This is a genomic window from Luteimonas sp. MC1895 (assembly GCF_016457215.1).
Lineage (GTDB): Bacteria > Pseudomonadota > Gammaproteobacteria > Xanthomonadales > Xanthomonadaceae > Luteimonas.
The window spans coordinates 139,750-155,262 of the sequence record NZ_JAEMDY010000001.1; the positions used below are offsets into that span (position 1 = coordinate 139,750).

Annotated in this window: 14 protein-coding genes; 7 read left to right on the top strand and 7 right to left on the bottom strand. The window is 68.8% G+C overall.

Annotated features, from left to right (window positions below; all coding sequences use genetic code 11):
* The first annotated feature begins 64 nt into the window (after window positions 1-64).
* Window positions 65-526: a nuclear transport factor 2 family protein gene (locus tag JG616_RS00570; RefSeq protein WP_199391363.1), complete on the top strand. Its 462-nt coding sequence runs from the start codon at window positions 65-67 to the stop codon at window positions 524-526.
* Window positions 527-535: 9 nt separating this feature from the next.
* On the opposite strand, the gene acnA is transcribed toward JG616_RS00570, so the two are convergent.
* Window positions 536-3,301 carry an aconitate hydratase AcnA gene (gene acnA, locus JG616_RS00575; RefSeq protein WP_199391364.1) on the bottom strand — a complete coding sequence of 922 codons (2,766 nt, stop codon included), beginning with the start codon at window positions 3,299-3,301 and terminating at the stop codon, window positions 536-538.
* Between the two features lie 170 nt (window positions 3,302-3,471).
* Here acnA and JG616_RS00580 point away from each other — a divergent pair, with 170 nt between their 5' ends.
* The 4 genes from JG616_RS00580 to JG616_RS00595 all read left to right on the top strand — a co-directional run bounded on the left by JG616_RS00580 (window position 3,472) and on the right by JG616_RS00595 (window position 7,266).
* The gene (locus tag JG616_RS00580; protein ID WP_199362035.1) at window positions 3,472-3,717 is read left to right on the top strand and encodes an AbrB/MazE/SpoVT family DNA-binding domain-containing protein; all 246 of its coding nucleotides are present in this window, start codon (window positions 3,472-3,474) and stop codon (window positions 3,715-3,717) included.
* Between the two features lie 13 nt (window positions 3,718-3,730).
* Window positions 3,731-4,159, top strand: coding sequence for a type II toxin-antitoxin system VapC family toxin (locus JG616_RS00585; RefSeq protein ID WP_199362036.1), 429 nt, complete (start codon window positions 3,731-3,733; stop codon window positions 4,157-4,159).
* Window positions 4,160-4,218: 59 nt separating this feature from the next.
* Complete coding sequence (gene acnB / locus JG616_RS00590) at window positions 4,219-6,813, top strand: bifunctional aconitate hydratase 2/2-methylisocitrate dehydratase (RefSeq protein ID WP_199391365.1); 2,595 nt, start codon at window positions 4,219-4,221, stop codon at window positions 6,811-6,813.
* A gap of 117 nt (window positions 6,814-6,930) precedes the next feature.
* Window positions 6,931-7,266 (top strand): DUF3817 domain-containing protein, encoded by a 336-nt coding sequence (locus JG616_RS00595; RefSeq protein WP_199362038.1) that lies wholly within the window; start codon window positions 6,931-6,933, stop codon window positions 7,264-7,266.
* Here the strand turns inward: JG616_RS00595 and JG616_RS00600 are convergent.
* From JG616_RS00600 to JG616_RS00620, 5 genes are all read right to left on the bottom strand, one after another.
* On the bottom strand, window positions 7,199-8,707 hold the full coding sequence (locus JG616_RS00600; RefSeq protein WP_199362039.1) for an MFS transporter: 1,509 nt from the start codon (window positions 8,705-8,707) through the stop codon (window positions 7,199-7,201). The two genes, JG616_RS00595 and JG616_RS00600, sit on opposite strands and share 68 nt — an antisense overlap.
* Window positions 8,694-9,935 carry an amidohydrolase gene (locus JG616_RS00605; protein ID WP_199391366.1) on the bottom strand — a complete coding sequence of 414 codons (1,242 nt, stop codon included), beginning with the start codon at window positions 9,933-9,935 and terminating at the stop codon, window positions 8,694-8,696. Before JG616_RS00605 ends, JG616_RS00600 begins: the two co-directional genes overlap by 14 nt.
* A gap of 70 nt (window positions 9,936-10,005) precedes the next feature.
* Complete coding sequence (hflD, locus tag JG616_RS00610) at window positions 10,006-10,614, bottom strand: high frequency lysogenization protein HflD (RefSeq protein WP_199362041.1); 609 nt, start codon at window positions 10,612-10,614, stop codon at window positions 10,006-10,008.
* Window positions 10,611-11,717, bottom strand: coding sequence for a tRNA 2-thiouridine(34) synthase MnmA (gene mnmA, locus JG616_RS00615; protein ID WP_199362042.1), 1,107 nt, complete (start codon window positions 11,715-11,717; stop codon window positions 10,611-10,613). The genes hflD and mnmA overlap by 4 nt, the downstream gene beginning before the upstream one ends.
* Window positions 11,717-12,196: an NUDIX hydrolase gene (locus JG616_RS00620; RefSeq protein WP_199362043.1), complete on the bottom strand. Its 480-nt coding sequence runs from the start codon at window positions 12,194-12,196 to the stop codon at window positions 11,717-11,719. The genes mnmA and JG616_RS00620 overlap by 1 nt, the downstream gene beginning before the upstream one ends.
* Window positions 12,197-12,352: 156 nt before the next feature.
* Between JG616_RS00620 and clpS the strand changes: the two genes are divergently transcribed.
* Together clpS and clpA are read left to right on the top strand one after the other, a co-directional pair.
* Window positions 12,353-12,673: an ATP-dependent Clp protease adapter ClpS gene (clpS, locus tag JG616_RS00625; protein ID WP_199362044.1), complete on the top strand. Its 321-nt coding sequence runs from the start codon at window positions 12,353-12,355 to the stop codon at window positions 12,671-12,673.
* A gap of 173 nt (window positions 12,674-12,846) precedes the next feature.
* Window positions 12,847-15,126, top strand: a complete 2,280-nt coding sequence (gene clpA, locus JG616_RS00630; RefSeq protein WP_199362045.1) for an ATP-dependent Clp protease ATP-binding subunit ClpA — start codon at window positions 12,847-12,849, stop codon at window positions 15,124-15,126.
* Window positions 15,127-15,248: 122 nt separating this feature from the next.
* Here the strand turns inward: clpA and infA are convergent, their stop codons facing one another.
* The gene (gene infA / locus JG616_RS00635) at window positions 15,249-15,467 is read right to left on the bottom strand and encodes a translation initiation factor IF-1 (RefSeq protein ID WP_055248081.1); all 219 of its coding nucleotides are present in this window, start codon (window positions 15,465-15,467) and stop codon (window positions 15,249-15,251) included.
* Window positions 15,468-15,513 lie beyond the last annotated feature (46 nt).

The window sequence follows — 15,513 nt, forward strand, 5'->3', positions numbered from 1 at the left end:
CGCGGCGCGGCAAGGCGCAGTGCAGCTATGCTGGGGCGCATCGGAATGCGGGAGCTGCGGCGGCATGGAGGGACGTAGGTACTTCGTTGCCGGACTGGCGTGGCGCTTCGCCGCCATCCTGCTGATCGTGGTTGCGCTGGCCGCCTGCAGGAAGACGGCGCCGGAAGAGGCGCTGCGACAGGCGCTCGCCGACGCGCAGACGGCGATCGAATCGCGGGACGCGGGCGCGCTGTCGGAGCATCTCGCCGAGGACTTCATCGGTCCGGGCGGACTCGATCGCGACGGTGCGCGACGCCTCGCGGCCGTGCATTTCCTGCGCCATGGCGAGGTGGGCGTGCTGTCCGGACCGCCGGACATCCAGCTCGAGGGCGAGCGTGCACGCGTGCGCCTCGCCGTCGCGCTGTCCGGCCGCAGCGGTCGCCTGCTGCCGGACAGCGCCGAGGCCTGGCAGGTCGACACCGGCTGGCGCCTGGTCGACGGCGACTGGCGGATGACCAGCGCGGACTGGTCACCCGCCTTGCGCTGAGGCGGGTCTTCAGGCCGCCGGACGCTGCCCCGCCAGCTGCCTCAGCACGTAGTGCAGAAGGCCGCCATTGCGGAAGTACTCGACCTCCTTCGGCGTCAGCAGCATCACCGAAACCTCGAAGCTCTTTTCACTGTTGTCGGTGGACGTCGCGGTGACCGTCGCACGCTTCGCCGCGCCGTCCCTGAGTCCGGTGATGGCATAGGTCTCGGTGCCGTCCAGGCCCAGCGAGTCGGCGTTCTGGCCGTCGAGGAACTGCAGCGGCAGCACGCCCATGCCGACCAGGTTCGAGCGGTGGATGCGCTCGAAGCTCTCGGTGATCACCGCCTTGACGCCGAGCAGGTTGGTGCCCTTGGCCGCCCAGTCGCGCGAGGAGCCGGTCCCGTACTCCTTGCCGGCGATCACCACCAGCGGCGTGCCCGCGGCCCTGTACTTCATCGCCGCGTCGTAGATCGGCATCTTCGCGGGCTCGCCCTGGCCATCGCCGAAGTACAGCGTGTTGCCGCCTTCCTCGCCGCCGAAGAACCTGTTCTTGATGCGGATGTTGGCGAAGGTTCCGCGCACCATGACGTCGTCGTTGCCGCGGCGCGAGCCATAGCTGTTGAAGTCCGCCGGCTGCACGCCGCGCGACTGCAGGAACAGGCCCGCGGGCGAGTCCTTCTTGATCGCGCCGGCGGGCGAGATGTGGTCGGTGGTGATCGAGTCGCCGAACAGGCCCAGCACGCGCGCGCCATGGATGTCCTCGATGCCGCCGACCTCCATCGTCATGTCGTCGAAGTAGGGCGGGTTCTTGATGTAGGTCGAGGCCTCGTCCCAGGGGTAGAGCTCGCTCTCGGGCGATTCCATCGAGTTCCAGCGCGCATCGCCCTTGAACACGTCGGCATAGTTCTGCGCGAACAGCTCCGGGCCCACGGTCGCGGCGATCATGTCGCCGATCTCCTTGTTGCTCGGCCAGATGTCGCGCAGGTAGACGTCCTTGCCGTCCTGGTCCTGGCCCAGCGGCTGGCTGGTCAGGTCGATGTCGACGGTACCGGCGATGGCATAGGCGACCACCAGCGGCGGCGAGGCCAGGTAGTTCATCTTCACCTCGGCATGGATGCGGCCCTCGAAGTTGCGGTTGCCGGAAAGCACCGCGGCCACGGCGAGGTCGTTCTCGGCGATGCCCTTCGACACAGCCTCCGGCAGCGGGCCGGAGTTGCCGATGCAGGTCGTGCAGCCGTAGCCGACGACGTAGAAGCCCAGCTTCTCGAGGTCGTCCATCACCCCGGCCTTCTTGAGGTAGTCGGTCACCACCAGCGAACCCGGGCCCAGCGAGGTCTTGACCCACGGCGCAGCCTTCAGCCCCTTGGCCACCGCATTGCGTGCCACGAGGCCCGCGCCCAGCATCACCGCCGGGTTGGAGGTGTTGGTGCAGGAGGTGATGGCCGCGATCACCACCGAGCCGTCGGTGATCTGGTGCTGGCAGTCGTCCATGCTGATGGTCGAGGCCGGCTTGGTGGCAAGGCGCTCGGCCTGCGGCTGGCCCCCGCCTTCCTTCTCGTAGCGGTTGACCTGCCAGTCGCGTGACTTCTCGCGCTGCGCGGTGAACGGACCGACGTTGTCGTTGAAGTTCTGCTGCATGTCGCCCAGCAGCACGCGGTCCTGCGGACGCTTCGGGCCGGCCAGCGACGGCTGCACCGTGCCCATGTCGAGTTCGAGCACCGCGGAGTAGGTGGCCTCCTGCTGGCCCGGCTCGTGCCACATGCCCTGCGCGCGGGCATAGGCCTCGACCAGCGCGATCTGCTCCTCGCTGCGGCCGGACAGGCGCAGGTAGCGCAGCGCCTCGCCATCGATCGGGAAGATGCCGCAGGTGGCGCCGTACTCGGGTGCCATGTTGCCGATGGTGGCGCGATCGGCCAGCGGCAGGTGCTGCAGGCCCTCGCCGAAGAACTCGACGAACTTGCCCACCACGCCGTGGCTGCGCAGCATCTGGGTGACGGTGAGCACCAGGTCGGTGGCGGTCGCGCCTTCGGGCATCCGGCCGGTCAGCTTGAAGCCGACCACCTGCGGGATCAGCATCGACGAGGGCTGGCCGAGCATGGCCGCCTCGGCCTCGATGCCGCCGACGCCCCAGCCGAGCACGCCGATGCCGTTGATCATCGTGGTGTGGCTGTCGGTACCGAAGACGGTGTCCGGGAAGGCCCAGGTCTCGCCGTCGACCTCGCGTTCCATGACCACGCGGGCCAGGTGCTCGAGGTTCACCTGGTGGACGATGCCGGTGTTGGGCGGCACCACCTTGAAGTTGCCGAAGGCGTTCTGGCCCCAGCGCAGGAAGCCGTAGCGCTCCTTGTTGCGCTCGAACTCGATGCGGCCGTTGAGGTCCAGCGCATCGCTGCGCCCGAACACGTCGACCTGCACCGAGTGGTCGATCACCAGCTCGGACGGGATCAGCGGATTGATCTGTTCCGGCCGGCCGCCCAGGCGCGCCACCGCGTCGCGCATCGCGGCCAGGTCGACCACGCAGGGCACGCCGGTGAAGTCCTGCAGCACCACGCGCGCCGGCATGAAGGCGATCTCGGTGTCCGGCTCGGCGCTGGCATCCCAGCGCGCGACCGCCTCGATGTGCTCCTTGCCCACCGTGACCCCGTCTTCGTGCCGGAGCAGGTTCTCCAGGAGGATCTTCATCGAATAGGGCAGGCGCGCGAGGTCGAACCGCTGTCCGAGCCGGGTCAGGCTTGCATAGGTATAGGACCTGCCGTTGACCTCGAAGCGGTCGCGGGTGGAGAAGGAATCGGCCATGGCGGAGCTCCTGTGCTGAAGGCGTGGCGTGTGGGCAGGCCGACAGTCTACGGACGGATGTGTAAGCGGTGCGTTGCACGCTCCCTGCAGTATGCGGGCTTCAGTACGTATTCCAAGGTATGTATAATGGGCGCATACCGCTTGCCTGTAGCGGACGCCGGGAGACGCCCATGGAAGCCACCGTTGCCGAGCGCGGCCAGATCACCCTGCCCAAGGCCGTGCGCGATGCGCTGGGGCTGACCAAGGGCACCCTGCTGAAGGTCGAGCTGGAAGGCGGCCGCATCATCCTGCGCAAGAACGTGGACGATGCGATCTCCCGCGCGCGCGGCCGCTTCAAGCTGCCCGAGGGCGTGAGCACCGACGACGTCATGCGCGAACTGCGCGGACGCGCGCCCGGCGATCCGGTCGAGCGCTGAGCGCCTACGCCGGATGATCGCGATCGACACCTCCGTGCTGATCGACCTGCTGGGCGACGACCCCGGCAGGGCGGACGCGGCCGAGCGCTGCGTGCGCGACGCGCTGGCGCAGGGCCCGGTCGTGCTCTGCGACGTGGTCGTCAGCGAGATCACCGCCGGCCTGGGCCACGGCACCGACATCATGGACGTGGTCGAGGAGATGGGCATGCGCTATGTGCCGGTCGAACGCCGCTCCGCCATCCGCGCCGGCGAGATGCAGCGCCGCTTCAACCAGCGGGTGCGGGCAGCCGGCGGTGACGCGCCGCCCTCGCCGCGCACGGGGCCAGACTTCATCGTCGGCGCGCATGCGCTGCTGCAGTGCGCCGGGCTCATCACCCGCGACGCGGGTTTTTTCCGCGACTACTTCAAGGGCCTGAAGATCATCGTTCCCAAGGCGCCCTGAACGATTCCGAGTTCCGCCGCGATTACAAACTATCCACCGCGACATTCCTGGAGTACCCCATGTTGGAAGCCTATCGCCACCACGTGGCCGAACGCGCTGCGCTCGGCATCCCCGCGCTGCCGCTCACGCCGCAGCAGACCGCCGAGGTCATCGAGCTGCTGAAGCAGCCGCCGGCGGGCGAGGACGCGTTCCTGGTCGACCTGCTGACCCACCGCGTGCCTGCCGGCGTGGACGATGCCGCCAAGGTCAAGGCGTCCTATCTGGCGGCGCTGGCCTTTGGCAGCGAGCAGAACCCGCTGATCAGCCGCGAGCGCGCCACCGGACTGCTGGGCACCATGCTCGGCGGCTACAACGTCGCGCCGCTGGTCGAGCTGCTGGACGACCCCACGCTGGGCGCGGTCGCCGCCGACGGCCTGAAGCACACCCTGCTGGTGTTCGACGCCTTCCATGACGTCGAGGAAAAGGCCAGGGCCGGCAACCCGCATGCGCAGGCCGTGCTGCAGAGCTGGGCCGATGCCGAATGGTTCACCTCGAAGCCGGAAGTGCCGGAGTCGCTGACCATCACCGTGTTCAAGGTGCCAGGCGAGACCAATACCGACGACCTGTCGCCGGCGCCCGACGCGACCACGCGCCCGGACATCCCGATGCATGCGCTGGCGATGCTGAAGAACGCGCGTCCCGACGCGCCCTTCGTGCCCGAGGAGGACGGCAGGCGCGGTCCGATCCAGGCCATCCTTGACCTGAAGGCCAAGGGGCACCTGGTCGCCTACGTCGGCGACGTGGTCGGCACCGGCTCCAGCCGCAAGTCGGCAACCAACAGCGTGCTGTGGTGGACCGGCGAGGACATCCCCTTTATCCCGAACAAGCGCTTCGGCGGTGTCTGCCTGGGTTCGAAGATCGCGCCGATCTTCTACAACACCATGGAAGACGCCGGCGCGCTGCCGATCGAGCTCGATGTGTCGAAGATGGAGCATGGTGATGTCGTCGAGCTGCGTCCGTACGATGGCAAGGCGCTGAAGAATGGCGACGTGATCGCCGGGTTCCAGGTCAAGTCCGACGTGCTGTTCGACGAAGTGCGCGCCGGTGGCCGCATCCCGCTGATCATCGGCCGTGGCCTGACCGCCAAGGCGCGCGAGTCGCTTGGCCTGCCCGCCGCCACGCTGTTCCGCCAGCCGGCGGCGCCTGCCGACACCGGTCGCGGCTTCACGCTCGCGCAGAAGATGGTCGGCCGCGCCTGCGGCCTGGCCGAGGGGCAGGGCGTGCGCCCGGGCACCTACTGCGAGCCGAAGATGACCACCGTCGGCTCCCAGGACACCACCGGTCCGATGACCCGCGACGAACTGAAGGACCTGGCCTGCCTGGGCTTCTCGTCGGATCTCGTGATGCAGTCCTTCTGCCACACCGCGGCCTACCCGAAGCCGGTGGACGTGAAGACGCACCACACGCTGCCGGAGTTCATCTCCACCCGCGGCGGCGTCTCGCTGCGTCCGGGCGACGGCATCATCCACAGCTGGCTCAACCGCATGCTGCTGCCCGACACCGTCGGCACCGGCGGTGACTCGCACACCCGCTTCCCGATCGGCATCTCGTTCCCGGCCGGCTCCGGCCTTGTCGCGTTCGCCGCCGCCACTGGAGTCATGCCGCTGGACATGCCGGAGTCGGTGCTGGTGCGCTTCAAGGGCCAGATGCAGCCAGGCGTGACGCTGCGCGACCTGGTGCACGCGATCCCGCTGTACGCGATCAAGGCGGGCCTCTTGACGGTTGCCAAGCAGGGCAAGAAGAACATCTTCTCCGGCCGCATCCTCGAGATCGAAGGCCTGCCGGAGCTGAAGATCGAGCAGGCCTTCGAGCTCGCCGACGCATCGGCCGAGCGCTCCGCCGCAGGCTGCACCGTGCGCCTGGACAAGGCGCCGATCATCGAATACCTCACCAGCAACATCACGCTGCTGAAGTGGATGATCGCCGAAGGCTATGCCGACGCCCGCACCCTGCAGCGCCGCATCGCGAAGATGGAGCAGTGGCTGGCCGACCCGCAGCTGCTCGAGCCCGATGCCGACGCCGAGTACGCGGCGGTGATCGAGATCGACCTGGCCGAGATCGTCGAGCCGATCGTGTGCTGCCCAAACGACCCGGACGATGCCAAGACCCTGTCCGACGTTGCCGGCAACACCATCGATGAAGTGTTCATCGGTTCCTGCATGACCAACATCGGCCACTTCCGTGCCGCCGCGAAGCTGCTGGAAGGCAAGCGCGACATTCCCACGCGCCTGTGGGTCGCGCCGCCGACCAAGATGGATGCCAGCGAGCTGACCAAGGAAGGCCATTACGGCACCTTCGGCGCAGCAGGCGCGCGCATGGAGATGCCGGGCTGCTCGCTGTGCATGGGCAACCAGGCGCAGATCCGCGAAGGTGCCACCGCGATGTCGACCTCGACCCGCAACTTCCCCAATCGCCTGGGCCGCAACACCGATGTCTACCTTGGCTCCGCGGAACTGGCGGCGATCTGCTCGCGCCTGGGCCGCATCCCGACACGCGCGGAGTACATGGAAGGCGTCGGCGTCATCAGCGACAAGGGCGCCGAGATCTACCGCTACATGAACTTCGACCAGATCGAGGAGTACCGCGAGGTCGCGGAGGCCGTGCCGGCGGACTGATCCAGACCGCCGTTGCAGCATGAAGAAACGCCCGGCATCGCCGGGCGTTTCCCTTCAGGCCCCTGCTTTTGTAGGAGCGGCTACAGCCGCGATTGCCCCACCCAACCCGGACCACCCATGCATCCAGTACCACGCCCCCTGTCACCGACCGGCAGGCTCTTCTCCATCGTCGCCCTGATCGAAGCCTTCACCTGGGCAGGGCTGCTGATCGGCATGTACCTCAAATACGTCAGCGGGACGACCGAGCTCGGGGTCTGGCTGTTCGGTCGCCTGCATGGCGGCGCGTTCCTGCTCTACGTCGTTGTCACGTTCGTCGCCGGCGCCAGGCTGCGCTGGCCGATGTGGGCCTTGCTGGTGGCGGTGCTGGCGGCGATCCCGCCGCTGGTCACGCTGCCGCTCGAGGCCTGGTTCCGTCGCCGCGGCCTGCTGTCGGCGACGTCTGCTTCGGGATGAAGATCGTCACCGAGATCAGCGCGGCGATCGCCATCAGCGCATTGAACGCCAGGCCCACCATGCCGGCTTCGCGCACCGCCAGGTTGTCCTGGCGCCCCGAGAATTCGACCACCGTGCCGACGATCTCCAGGCCGCTGGTCGACAGCGCGGTGAAGATCGCGGCCGATGCCGCCACGCCGAAGGCCGCGCCCAGCGAGGAGGCCATCTTGTAGATGCCCGAGCCCGCGCCGGCCTGGTCGCCCGGCAGGTTGGTCAGGGCGGCATCCGTCGACGGGGTGGCATAGAAGGCCAGCCCAAGGCCGAACAGCGAATAGGCCACCGCCGCGAGGATCGAGTACTGCCACTGCATCGTGTGGGTGGCCATCAGCAGCGCGATCGAGAGCAGCACGATCATGCAGCCCCACAGCATCGGCTTGCGCGGGCCGAAACGCTGCAGCAGCTTCTCGCCCACGCGGATGAAGGCGATGATGAAGACCGCGTAGCCGATCGTCAGGTAGCCGGCGGTGGCGGCCGACATGCCGGCCGCGCCCTGCAGCACCCACAGCGACACGGTCAGCGCGCCGGCGGTGCCGTTGATCAGGAAGTTCGAGATCGTCGCGCCGGTGAACACCGTGTTGCGGAACAGCTTGAAGTCGACGAGCGGGTAGGGCGCCTTGAGCTCGGCGTTGACGAAGATGCCGAAGGCCACCAGGAAGACCGCGAACAGCCCCCAGGTGAGCAGGTTGGCCCAGCCGATGCTCGAGCCCTGGGTCACCACGATCAGCAGCGCCGCGAGGCCCACGGCCATCGAGATGATGCCGGCCCAGTCGGTCTTGCCGGGCCGCCCGGCCAGCGGCGCCGACTCGGGGATCTGCCGCATCAGCGCGATCGAGGCCACCGAGACCAGCGCGCAGATGACGAAGATCGAGCGCCAGCCCAGCACGGTCGACGCCATGAAGCCGCCAAAGATCGCCGTGAGGCCCGATCCGCCCCAGGAGCCGATCGACCACATAGACACCGCGCGCTGGCGGTCCGCACCGTCCCAGTAGACCTTCAGCAGGGCCATGGTCGACGGCATGATCGCGCCGGCGGCCAGGCCCTGCAGGATGCGCCCGAGCAGGATCATCGGCGTTGCCAGCGCGCCCTCGATCGCGAACGCGATCAGCAGCGAGCCGGCGATATTGAGCAGGTTGCCGAAGAAGACCACCCGGACGCGACCGAAGCGGTCCCCCAGGCCGCCCAGCACCACGATGAACATGCCCGAGAACAGCGCCGACAGCGAGATGGCGATGTTCATCACCGGCATCGGCATGCCGACGTCGTCGGCCATCATCGGCCCGATGTTCATCGTCGTCTGGGCGAACAGCCAGAAGGTGACGACGGCCAGCACGATGCCGAGCAGGGCCGAGTCGTTGCCCTTGAAGCCGGCGGCGCCGGCAGTGGAACGGTCAATGGTCGCCATTACCGGTCTCCATCAGCCAGGGCGAGGCGGCGACGATGATCGCCTCGATACCACGATCGAGCGTGGGCTGGATGTCGGGCGCGAAGAACGGCGAATGGTTGCCCGGCGCGTTCTTCCAGTCCGCGAATCCGCCCAGGCCCCAGTAGGTGTAGGGGCAGCCGAAGGCGTCCGGGATGACCGAGAAGTCCTCCGACGCCGGCACCGGCGACATGTCGACCGAGTCCTCGCCGAACCAGGCGTCGAAGGCCGCGCGCACGCGGACGGTGGGCGCCTCGTGGTTGTCGGTCAGCGGGTACTGGTCGTAATAGCGGAACTCCGGCGGCTTCGGCGAGCGCGCCGCCTCGCACTCGGCACGGACGATGCGCTCGATGGCCTCGTGCAGGTGCTTCTCCACCTCCTTGTCGAAGGCGCGGGTATTGAGCTGCAGCACCGCGGAGTCGGGGATGATGTTAGACTTGGTGCCGGCGTGGAAGCTGCCGACGGTGACCACCGCGGTCTCGCGCGGCGCCACCTCGCGCGCGACGATGGTCTGCAGCCGGGTGACGATGGCGGCGCCCAGCACGATCGGATCCACGCCCAGGTTCGGCATCGAACCGTGCGAGCCCTTGCCGTGGAGCGTGATCCCGATCGAGGCCGCGGCCGAGAACAGCGGACCGCTGCGAATGCCCACGGCCCCGCCAGGCAGCGAGCCGAGCACGTGCTGGCCCAGGTAGACATCGGGCTTAGGCACCTGGTCGACGATTCCGGCGGACACCATGGCCTTCGCGCCCGCGGCATTTTCCTCGCCCGGCTGGAACACGGCCACGAAGGTGCCGGACCAGAGTCCGCGGTGCGCGTGCAGCAGCTCGGTCGCCCCCAGCAGCGAGACGATGTGCACGTCGTGGCCGCAGGTATGCGCCACGGGCGTCTCGAGGCCGGTGGCCTCGTCGACCTGGGTGACGCCTTCGGCCGCGTAGTCCAGGCCGGTGCGTTCGGCCATCGGCAGGCCGTCGGTATCGCCGCGCATGGCCACCACCGGCCCATCGCCGTTGCGCAGGATCGCGACCAGGCCGGTCCTGCCGATCTTCAGGACCTCGTCGACACCACAGGCGCGCAGCTCGGCCTCGATGCGTTCGGCCGTGCGGTATTCCTGCAGCGACAGCTCGGGGTTCAGGTGGAAGTGCTTGTACAGCGCCTCGCGCCGGTCCCGGCTCGAGGCGAGGTCGGACAGGATGGTCTGGATCGACATGCGGATCTCCGCTGGCGGGACATGGTGGCCGCGGGCCGGGAGGGCGCGTGGCGGACCGGTCCTGTCGATCCTAGCCGAGCAGCTCCTCGACCGCGCGTCCCATCGCCCCGCGCTGGAACAGGAAGTCCCACGGGCTGCCGCCGGACTGCCGCCACAGCACCGCCGAGCGCAGCGCCGCCAGCAGCATCGCGCGGATCTCGGCCACGATCGCCGCCTGGCCCAGGTAGTGCGGATTGCCCTGGACCAGCACGCGCGGGCGCAGGTGGCTGACGGTGTCCGCGTAGAGCGCGCCGAGCCGGGTCAGCACTTCGGGATGCGCGTTGCCCAGGCGCTCGGCCTCGTGGCGCGCGGCCAGGATGCCTTCGTGCACGCGGCCGGACACCTCGTCGTCCTGGATGAAGCGACGCTCGAGCTGGGTCACCGCCAGCGCCAGCTTCGGCAGCAGCGGATCCTGGCCCTTGTTGCCCAGGTAGTCGCGCAGCAGCATCAGGCCCGGGCGCACGTTCGGCACGCCGCCGTAGACATCGGCCGCGGTGCTGGCGTCGATGCGGAAGACGCTGCCGAGCGCGGTCTCGAGCACGGTGCCTTCGGCCTGTCCGGTCTCGGCCACCCGGCGCACCTGGCGCAGGGCCTGCGCCAGGCCGGCCAGCGCCATCACCCGGTCGTGCATGTCGCTCATGCGTCGGCCCCCGGCATCGGCGCGTCGGTGGAGGCGATCACGGCGCCGCCGAGGCAGGCCTCGCCCTGGTAGAGCACCACGGACTGGCCGGGGGTCACGGCCCGCTGGGGGCGCTGGAAGGCGACCCGCAGGGTCCCGGTATCGTCAACGGTCACTTCGCATGGCTCCTCTGGCTGCCGGTAGCGCGTCTGCGCCGTGCAGCTGAAACGGGTGGAGGGCGGCGCGCCGGCGATCCAGTGTGCGGTCTCGCTGCGCAGGCCCTGTGACATCAGCCAGGGGCTGTCGTGGCCCTGGTCGACCGTCAGCACGTTGGTGGCGACATTCTTGCCGACCACGTACCACGGCTTGTCGTCGAAGCCGCGCCGGCCGCCGATCTGCAGGCCTTCGCGCTGGCCCAGGGTGTAGTAGAACACGCCCGGGTGCTCGCCCACGGCCTGGCCATCCGGCGTGCGGATCTCGCCCGCGCGAGCCGGCAGGTACTGGCCGAGGAACTCGCGGAAGTCGCGCTCGCCGACGAAGCAGATGCCGGTGGAATCCTTCTTCGCCGCGGTCGGCAATCCCGCGGCGGCGGCCATCGCCCGGACCTCGTCCTTGCGCAGCGCGCCCAGCGGGAACACGGTGGCGGCCAGCTGGGCCTGTCCGAGCTGGTGCAGGAAGTAGCTCTGGTCCTTGCCGCGGTCGGCGGCGCGCAGCAGCCGCCAGTGGCGTCCGGCGTGGTCGACGCGGGCGTAGTGGCCGGTGGCGATGCGCGAGGCACCGAGGTCGCGTGCGGCGTCCAGGAAGTGCCGGAACTTGATCTCGCGGTTGCACAGCACGTCCGGGTTCGGCGTGCGGCCGGCGGCGTATTCCGCCAGGAAGTGCTCGAAGACGCCGGCCCAGTACTCGCGCGAGAAGTCGCGGAAATGGATCGACAGCCCGAGCCGCCCGCAGACCGCCACCGCGTCGCGCCGGTCCTCGTCGGCGCGGCAGTGGCCGCTGCCGTCGTCGGCCCAGTTGTCCATGAACAGGCCGGCGACGGCTTCGCCGGCATCGCGCAGCAGCAATCCGGCGACCGACGAGTCCACGCCGCCGGACATGCCGACGATGATCTCCGGCGCGGCCATCAGCGCACCGAGCGCAGCAGCGACAAGGGCTGCCGGCTTCCGGCGAGGTGGTCGGCGACGACCTGCCAGACCAGGGGGCTCCGGTGGCGCGCGGCGTCGGCGTGCAGTTCGCCGGGGGTCAGCCAGACGGCGCGCACGATGCCTTCATCCAGCGCCCGCGCCGGGTCGTGCGACAGCGGTCGCGCCGCGAAGGCGAAGCGAAGGTAATGCCGCCCCGGGCTGCCATCGGGCAGTGCCGGCGAGGTCCACTGGTAGGCCCCGATGAAGGCGGTGGGCTCCACTGTCCAGCCGGACTCCTCGAGGGTTTCGCGCACCGCGGCGTCGACCAGGTCCTCGTCGGGCTCCAGGTGCCCGGCAGGCTGGTTGAGCACGATGCGTCCGCCGGAATGCTCCTCGACGCAGAGCACGCGGCCGCCGTCCACCACCACGGTGGCGACGGTGACATCCGGCTGCCAGAACCGACCCTGCCGATAGGTCATGGACGGCACCGCCCGCCGGCCCGCCCGCATTGGGCGGCAGGGTGGAGGTCGGTCGAAGGCGGGCGGGAAGGGGACATGCGCGAACCGGTCTGGAGGCGGCCATTTTCGCCCGGGCGGCGGGGGCCGTCCACCGGGTGCCCCGGTATAATCACGGGCATGAGCAGCCACCCAGGACATGAGCGCGACCATGGCGTCGCCGTCGAAGCCGGCCGTCCCGAGCTGGCGCGCCCGCCGCTGTACTCGGTCCTGCTGCTGAACGACGACTACACGCCGATGGACTTCGTGGTCGAGGTGCTGGTGCGCTTTTTCGGCCTGGACATCGAACGGGCCACCCAGGTGATGCTGCATGTGCATACCCGCGGCCGCGGCGTGTGCGGGGTGTTCACCCGCGACGTGGCCGAGTCGAAGGTCGCTCAGGTCAACGAGTACGCCCGGCTCAACCAGCATCCGCTGCTGGCGACGTTCGAGAAGGCCTGACCGGAGCGGCCGCGCCTGCACGCGGCCCTGACGCGCGCTGCCGGAATACTGCGAAGTGCGGATGGCCCTTGCCAACCGCGCGGGCGAGGGCCTACAAGGACCCTGACGCGGGATGGAAAAGCCTCCCGGGCGACCCCATCCTCCAGGTAGTGAATCGAGGAGGCACGCGCCCCATGTTCAGCAAGGATCTCGAGTACAGCATCGGCCAGTGCTACAAGCGCGCCCGTGAGGCACGCGACGAGTACATGACGGTCGAGCACCTGCTGCTGTCGCTGCTCGACAACCCGTCCGCGGAAACCGTGCTCAAGGCCTGCGGGGCGGATTTCCATCGCCTGCGTTCGGACCTCGAGCAGGCCATCGCCAGTTCCGTGTCGCGGCTTGCCGAGGATGACGGCCGCGATACCCAGCCGACGCTGGGCTTCCAGCGCGTGCTGCAGCGCGCGGTCTACCACGTGCAGTCATCGGGCAAGAAGGAGGTCAGCGGCGCCAACGTGCTGGTGGCCATCTTCGGCGAGAAGGACTCGCACGCGGTCTACTTCCTCAACCAGCAGGACGTGACCCGGCTGGACGTCGTGAACTACCTGTCGCACGGCATCGCGCGCACAGGCGACGAGCCGTCGCCCGGCTCCGGCGACCCCGAGGCCAAGGCCGAGGGCGGCGAGGGCGAGGGCAAGGCGGACGCGCTGGCCGAGTTCGCCACCGACCTCAACGCGATGGCCCGCCAGGGCAAGATCGACCCGCTGGTGGGGCGCGCGGACGAGATCGAGCGCACCATCCAGGTGCTGTGCCGGCGTCGCAAGAACAACCCGCTCTACGTGGGCGAGGCCGGCGTGGGCAAGACCGCGATCGCCGAGGGCCTGGCCAAGCGCATCGTCGACGGCGAGGTGCCCGAGGTGCTGTCGCAGGCGACCATCTACTCGCTCGACCTGGGCGCGCTGGTCGCGGGCACCAAATACCGCGGCGACTTCGAGAAGCGCCTGAAGGCTGTCCTGGCCGCGGTCGGCAAGCACGAGGGCGCGATCCTCTTCATCGACGAGATCCACACCATCATCGGCGCCGGTTCCGCGTCGGGCGGCACGATGGACGCGTCGAACCTGATCAAGCCCGCGCTGGCGTCGGGCGAGCTGCGCTGCATCGGCTCGACCACGTTCCAGGAATACCGCGGCATCTTCGAGAAGGACCGCGCGCTTGCACGTCGCTTCCAGAAGATCGACATCGTCGAGCCCACCGTCGGCGAGACCTACGAGATCCTCCAGGGGCTCAAGCCCCGCTACGAGGCGCACCACGACGTGACCTACGCCGACGACGCCCTGCGCGCCGCGGTCGACCTTTCGGTGAAGCACATCGGCGACCGGCTGCTGCCGGACAAGGCGATCGACGTCATCGACGAGGCCGGTGCCCGCCAGCGGCTGCTGCCAGCCGACGTGCGCAAGTCGCTGATCGACGTCGAGGAGGTCGAGGCGATCGTGGCGCGGATGGCGCGGATCCCGGCCAAGCAGGTCAGCGCGTCGGACAAGGACGTGCTGCAGCATCTGGAGCGCAACCTGAAGATGGTGATCTTCGGCCAGGATCCGGCGATCGGAACCCTGACCAGCGCGATCAAGCTGGCGCGTTCCGGGCTGGGCAATCCCGACAAGCCGATCGGCAACTTCCTGTTCGCCGGCCCGACCGGCGTGGGCAAGACCGAGGTCACGCGCCAGCTCGCGCTGCAGCTGGGCATCGAGCTGGTGCGCTTCGACATGTCGGAGTACATGGAGCCGCATTCGGTGAGCCGGCTGATCGGCGCGCCCCCCGGTTACGTCGGCTTCGACCAGGGTGGCCTCCTGACCGAGAAGATCGTCAAGACGCCGCACTGCGTGCTGCTGCTCGACGAGGTCGAGAAGGCGCATCCGGACATCTTCAACATCCTGCTGCAGGTGATGGACCGCGGCATCCTGACCGACACCAACGGGCGCGAAGCGAACTTCCGCAACGTGGTGCTGGTGATGACGACCAACGCGGGCGCGGCGCAGGCCGCGCGGCGGACCATCGGCTTCACCCGCCAGGACCACAGCACCGATGCGATGGAGGTGATCCGCAAGGCCTTCACCCCCGAGTTCCGCAACCGCCTGGATGCGATCGTGCAGTTCCAGCCGCTGGGCTTCGAGCACATCCTGCGCGTGGTCGACAAGTTCATCATCGAGCTGGAAGAGCAGCTGCACGAGAAGGGCGTGGGCCTGGCGGCGACGCAGTCCGCGCGCGAATGGCTGGCCCAGCACGGCTTCGATCCGCTGATGGGCGCACGTCCCATGGCCCGGGTGATCCAGGACCAGGTGAAGCGGCCGCTGGCCGACGAGCTGCTGTTCGGGAAGCTGGTGGGCGGTGGCCGGGTGGCGATCGACGCCGTGGATGGCGAGCTGGTGCTCGACGTGCATGCGGAGCCGGAAAAGCTGCTGCCGGCGACCGTGGAATAGCCATTGTAGGAGCCGCTATAGCGGCGATCACGACGATCGCGGCTATGCCGCTCCCACAGCGATAGTCGCACCACGAAAAAGGCGGCCTTCGGGCCGCCTTTCCTGTTCGCGTCGAGCGCGAATTACTTCATGCGATAGGTGATGCGACCCTTGGTGAGGTCGTAGGGGGTCATTTCGACCTTGACCCTGTCGCCGGTGAGGATGCGGATGTAGTTCTTGCGCATGCGCCCGGAGATGTGGGCGATGATCTCGTGCCCGTTCTCAAGCTTCACGCGGAACATCGTGTTCGGAAGGGTTTCCGACACCGCTCCCTCGAATTCAATGACGTCGTCTTTCGCCATGCGTCCTGTACTGACCATTGCTGTGGGTCGGGCGCGAAGCCCGCAA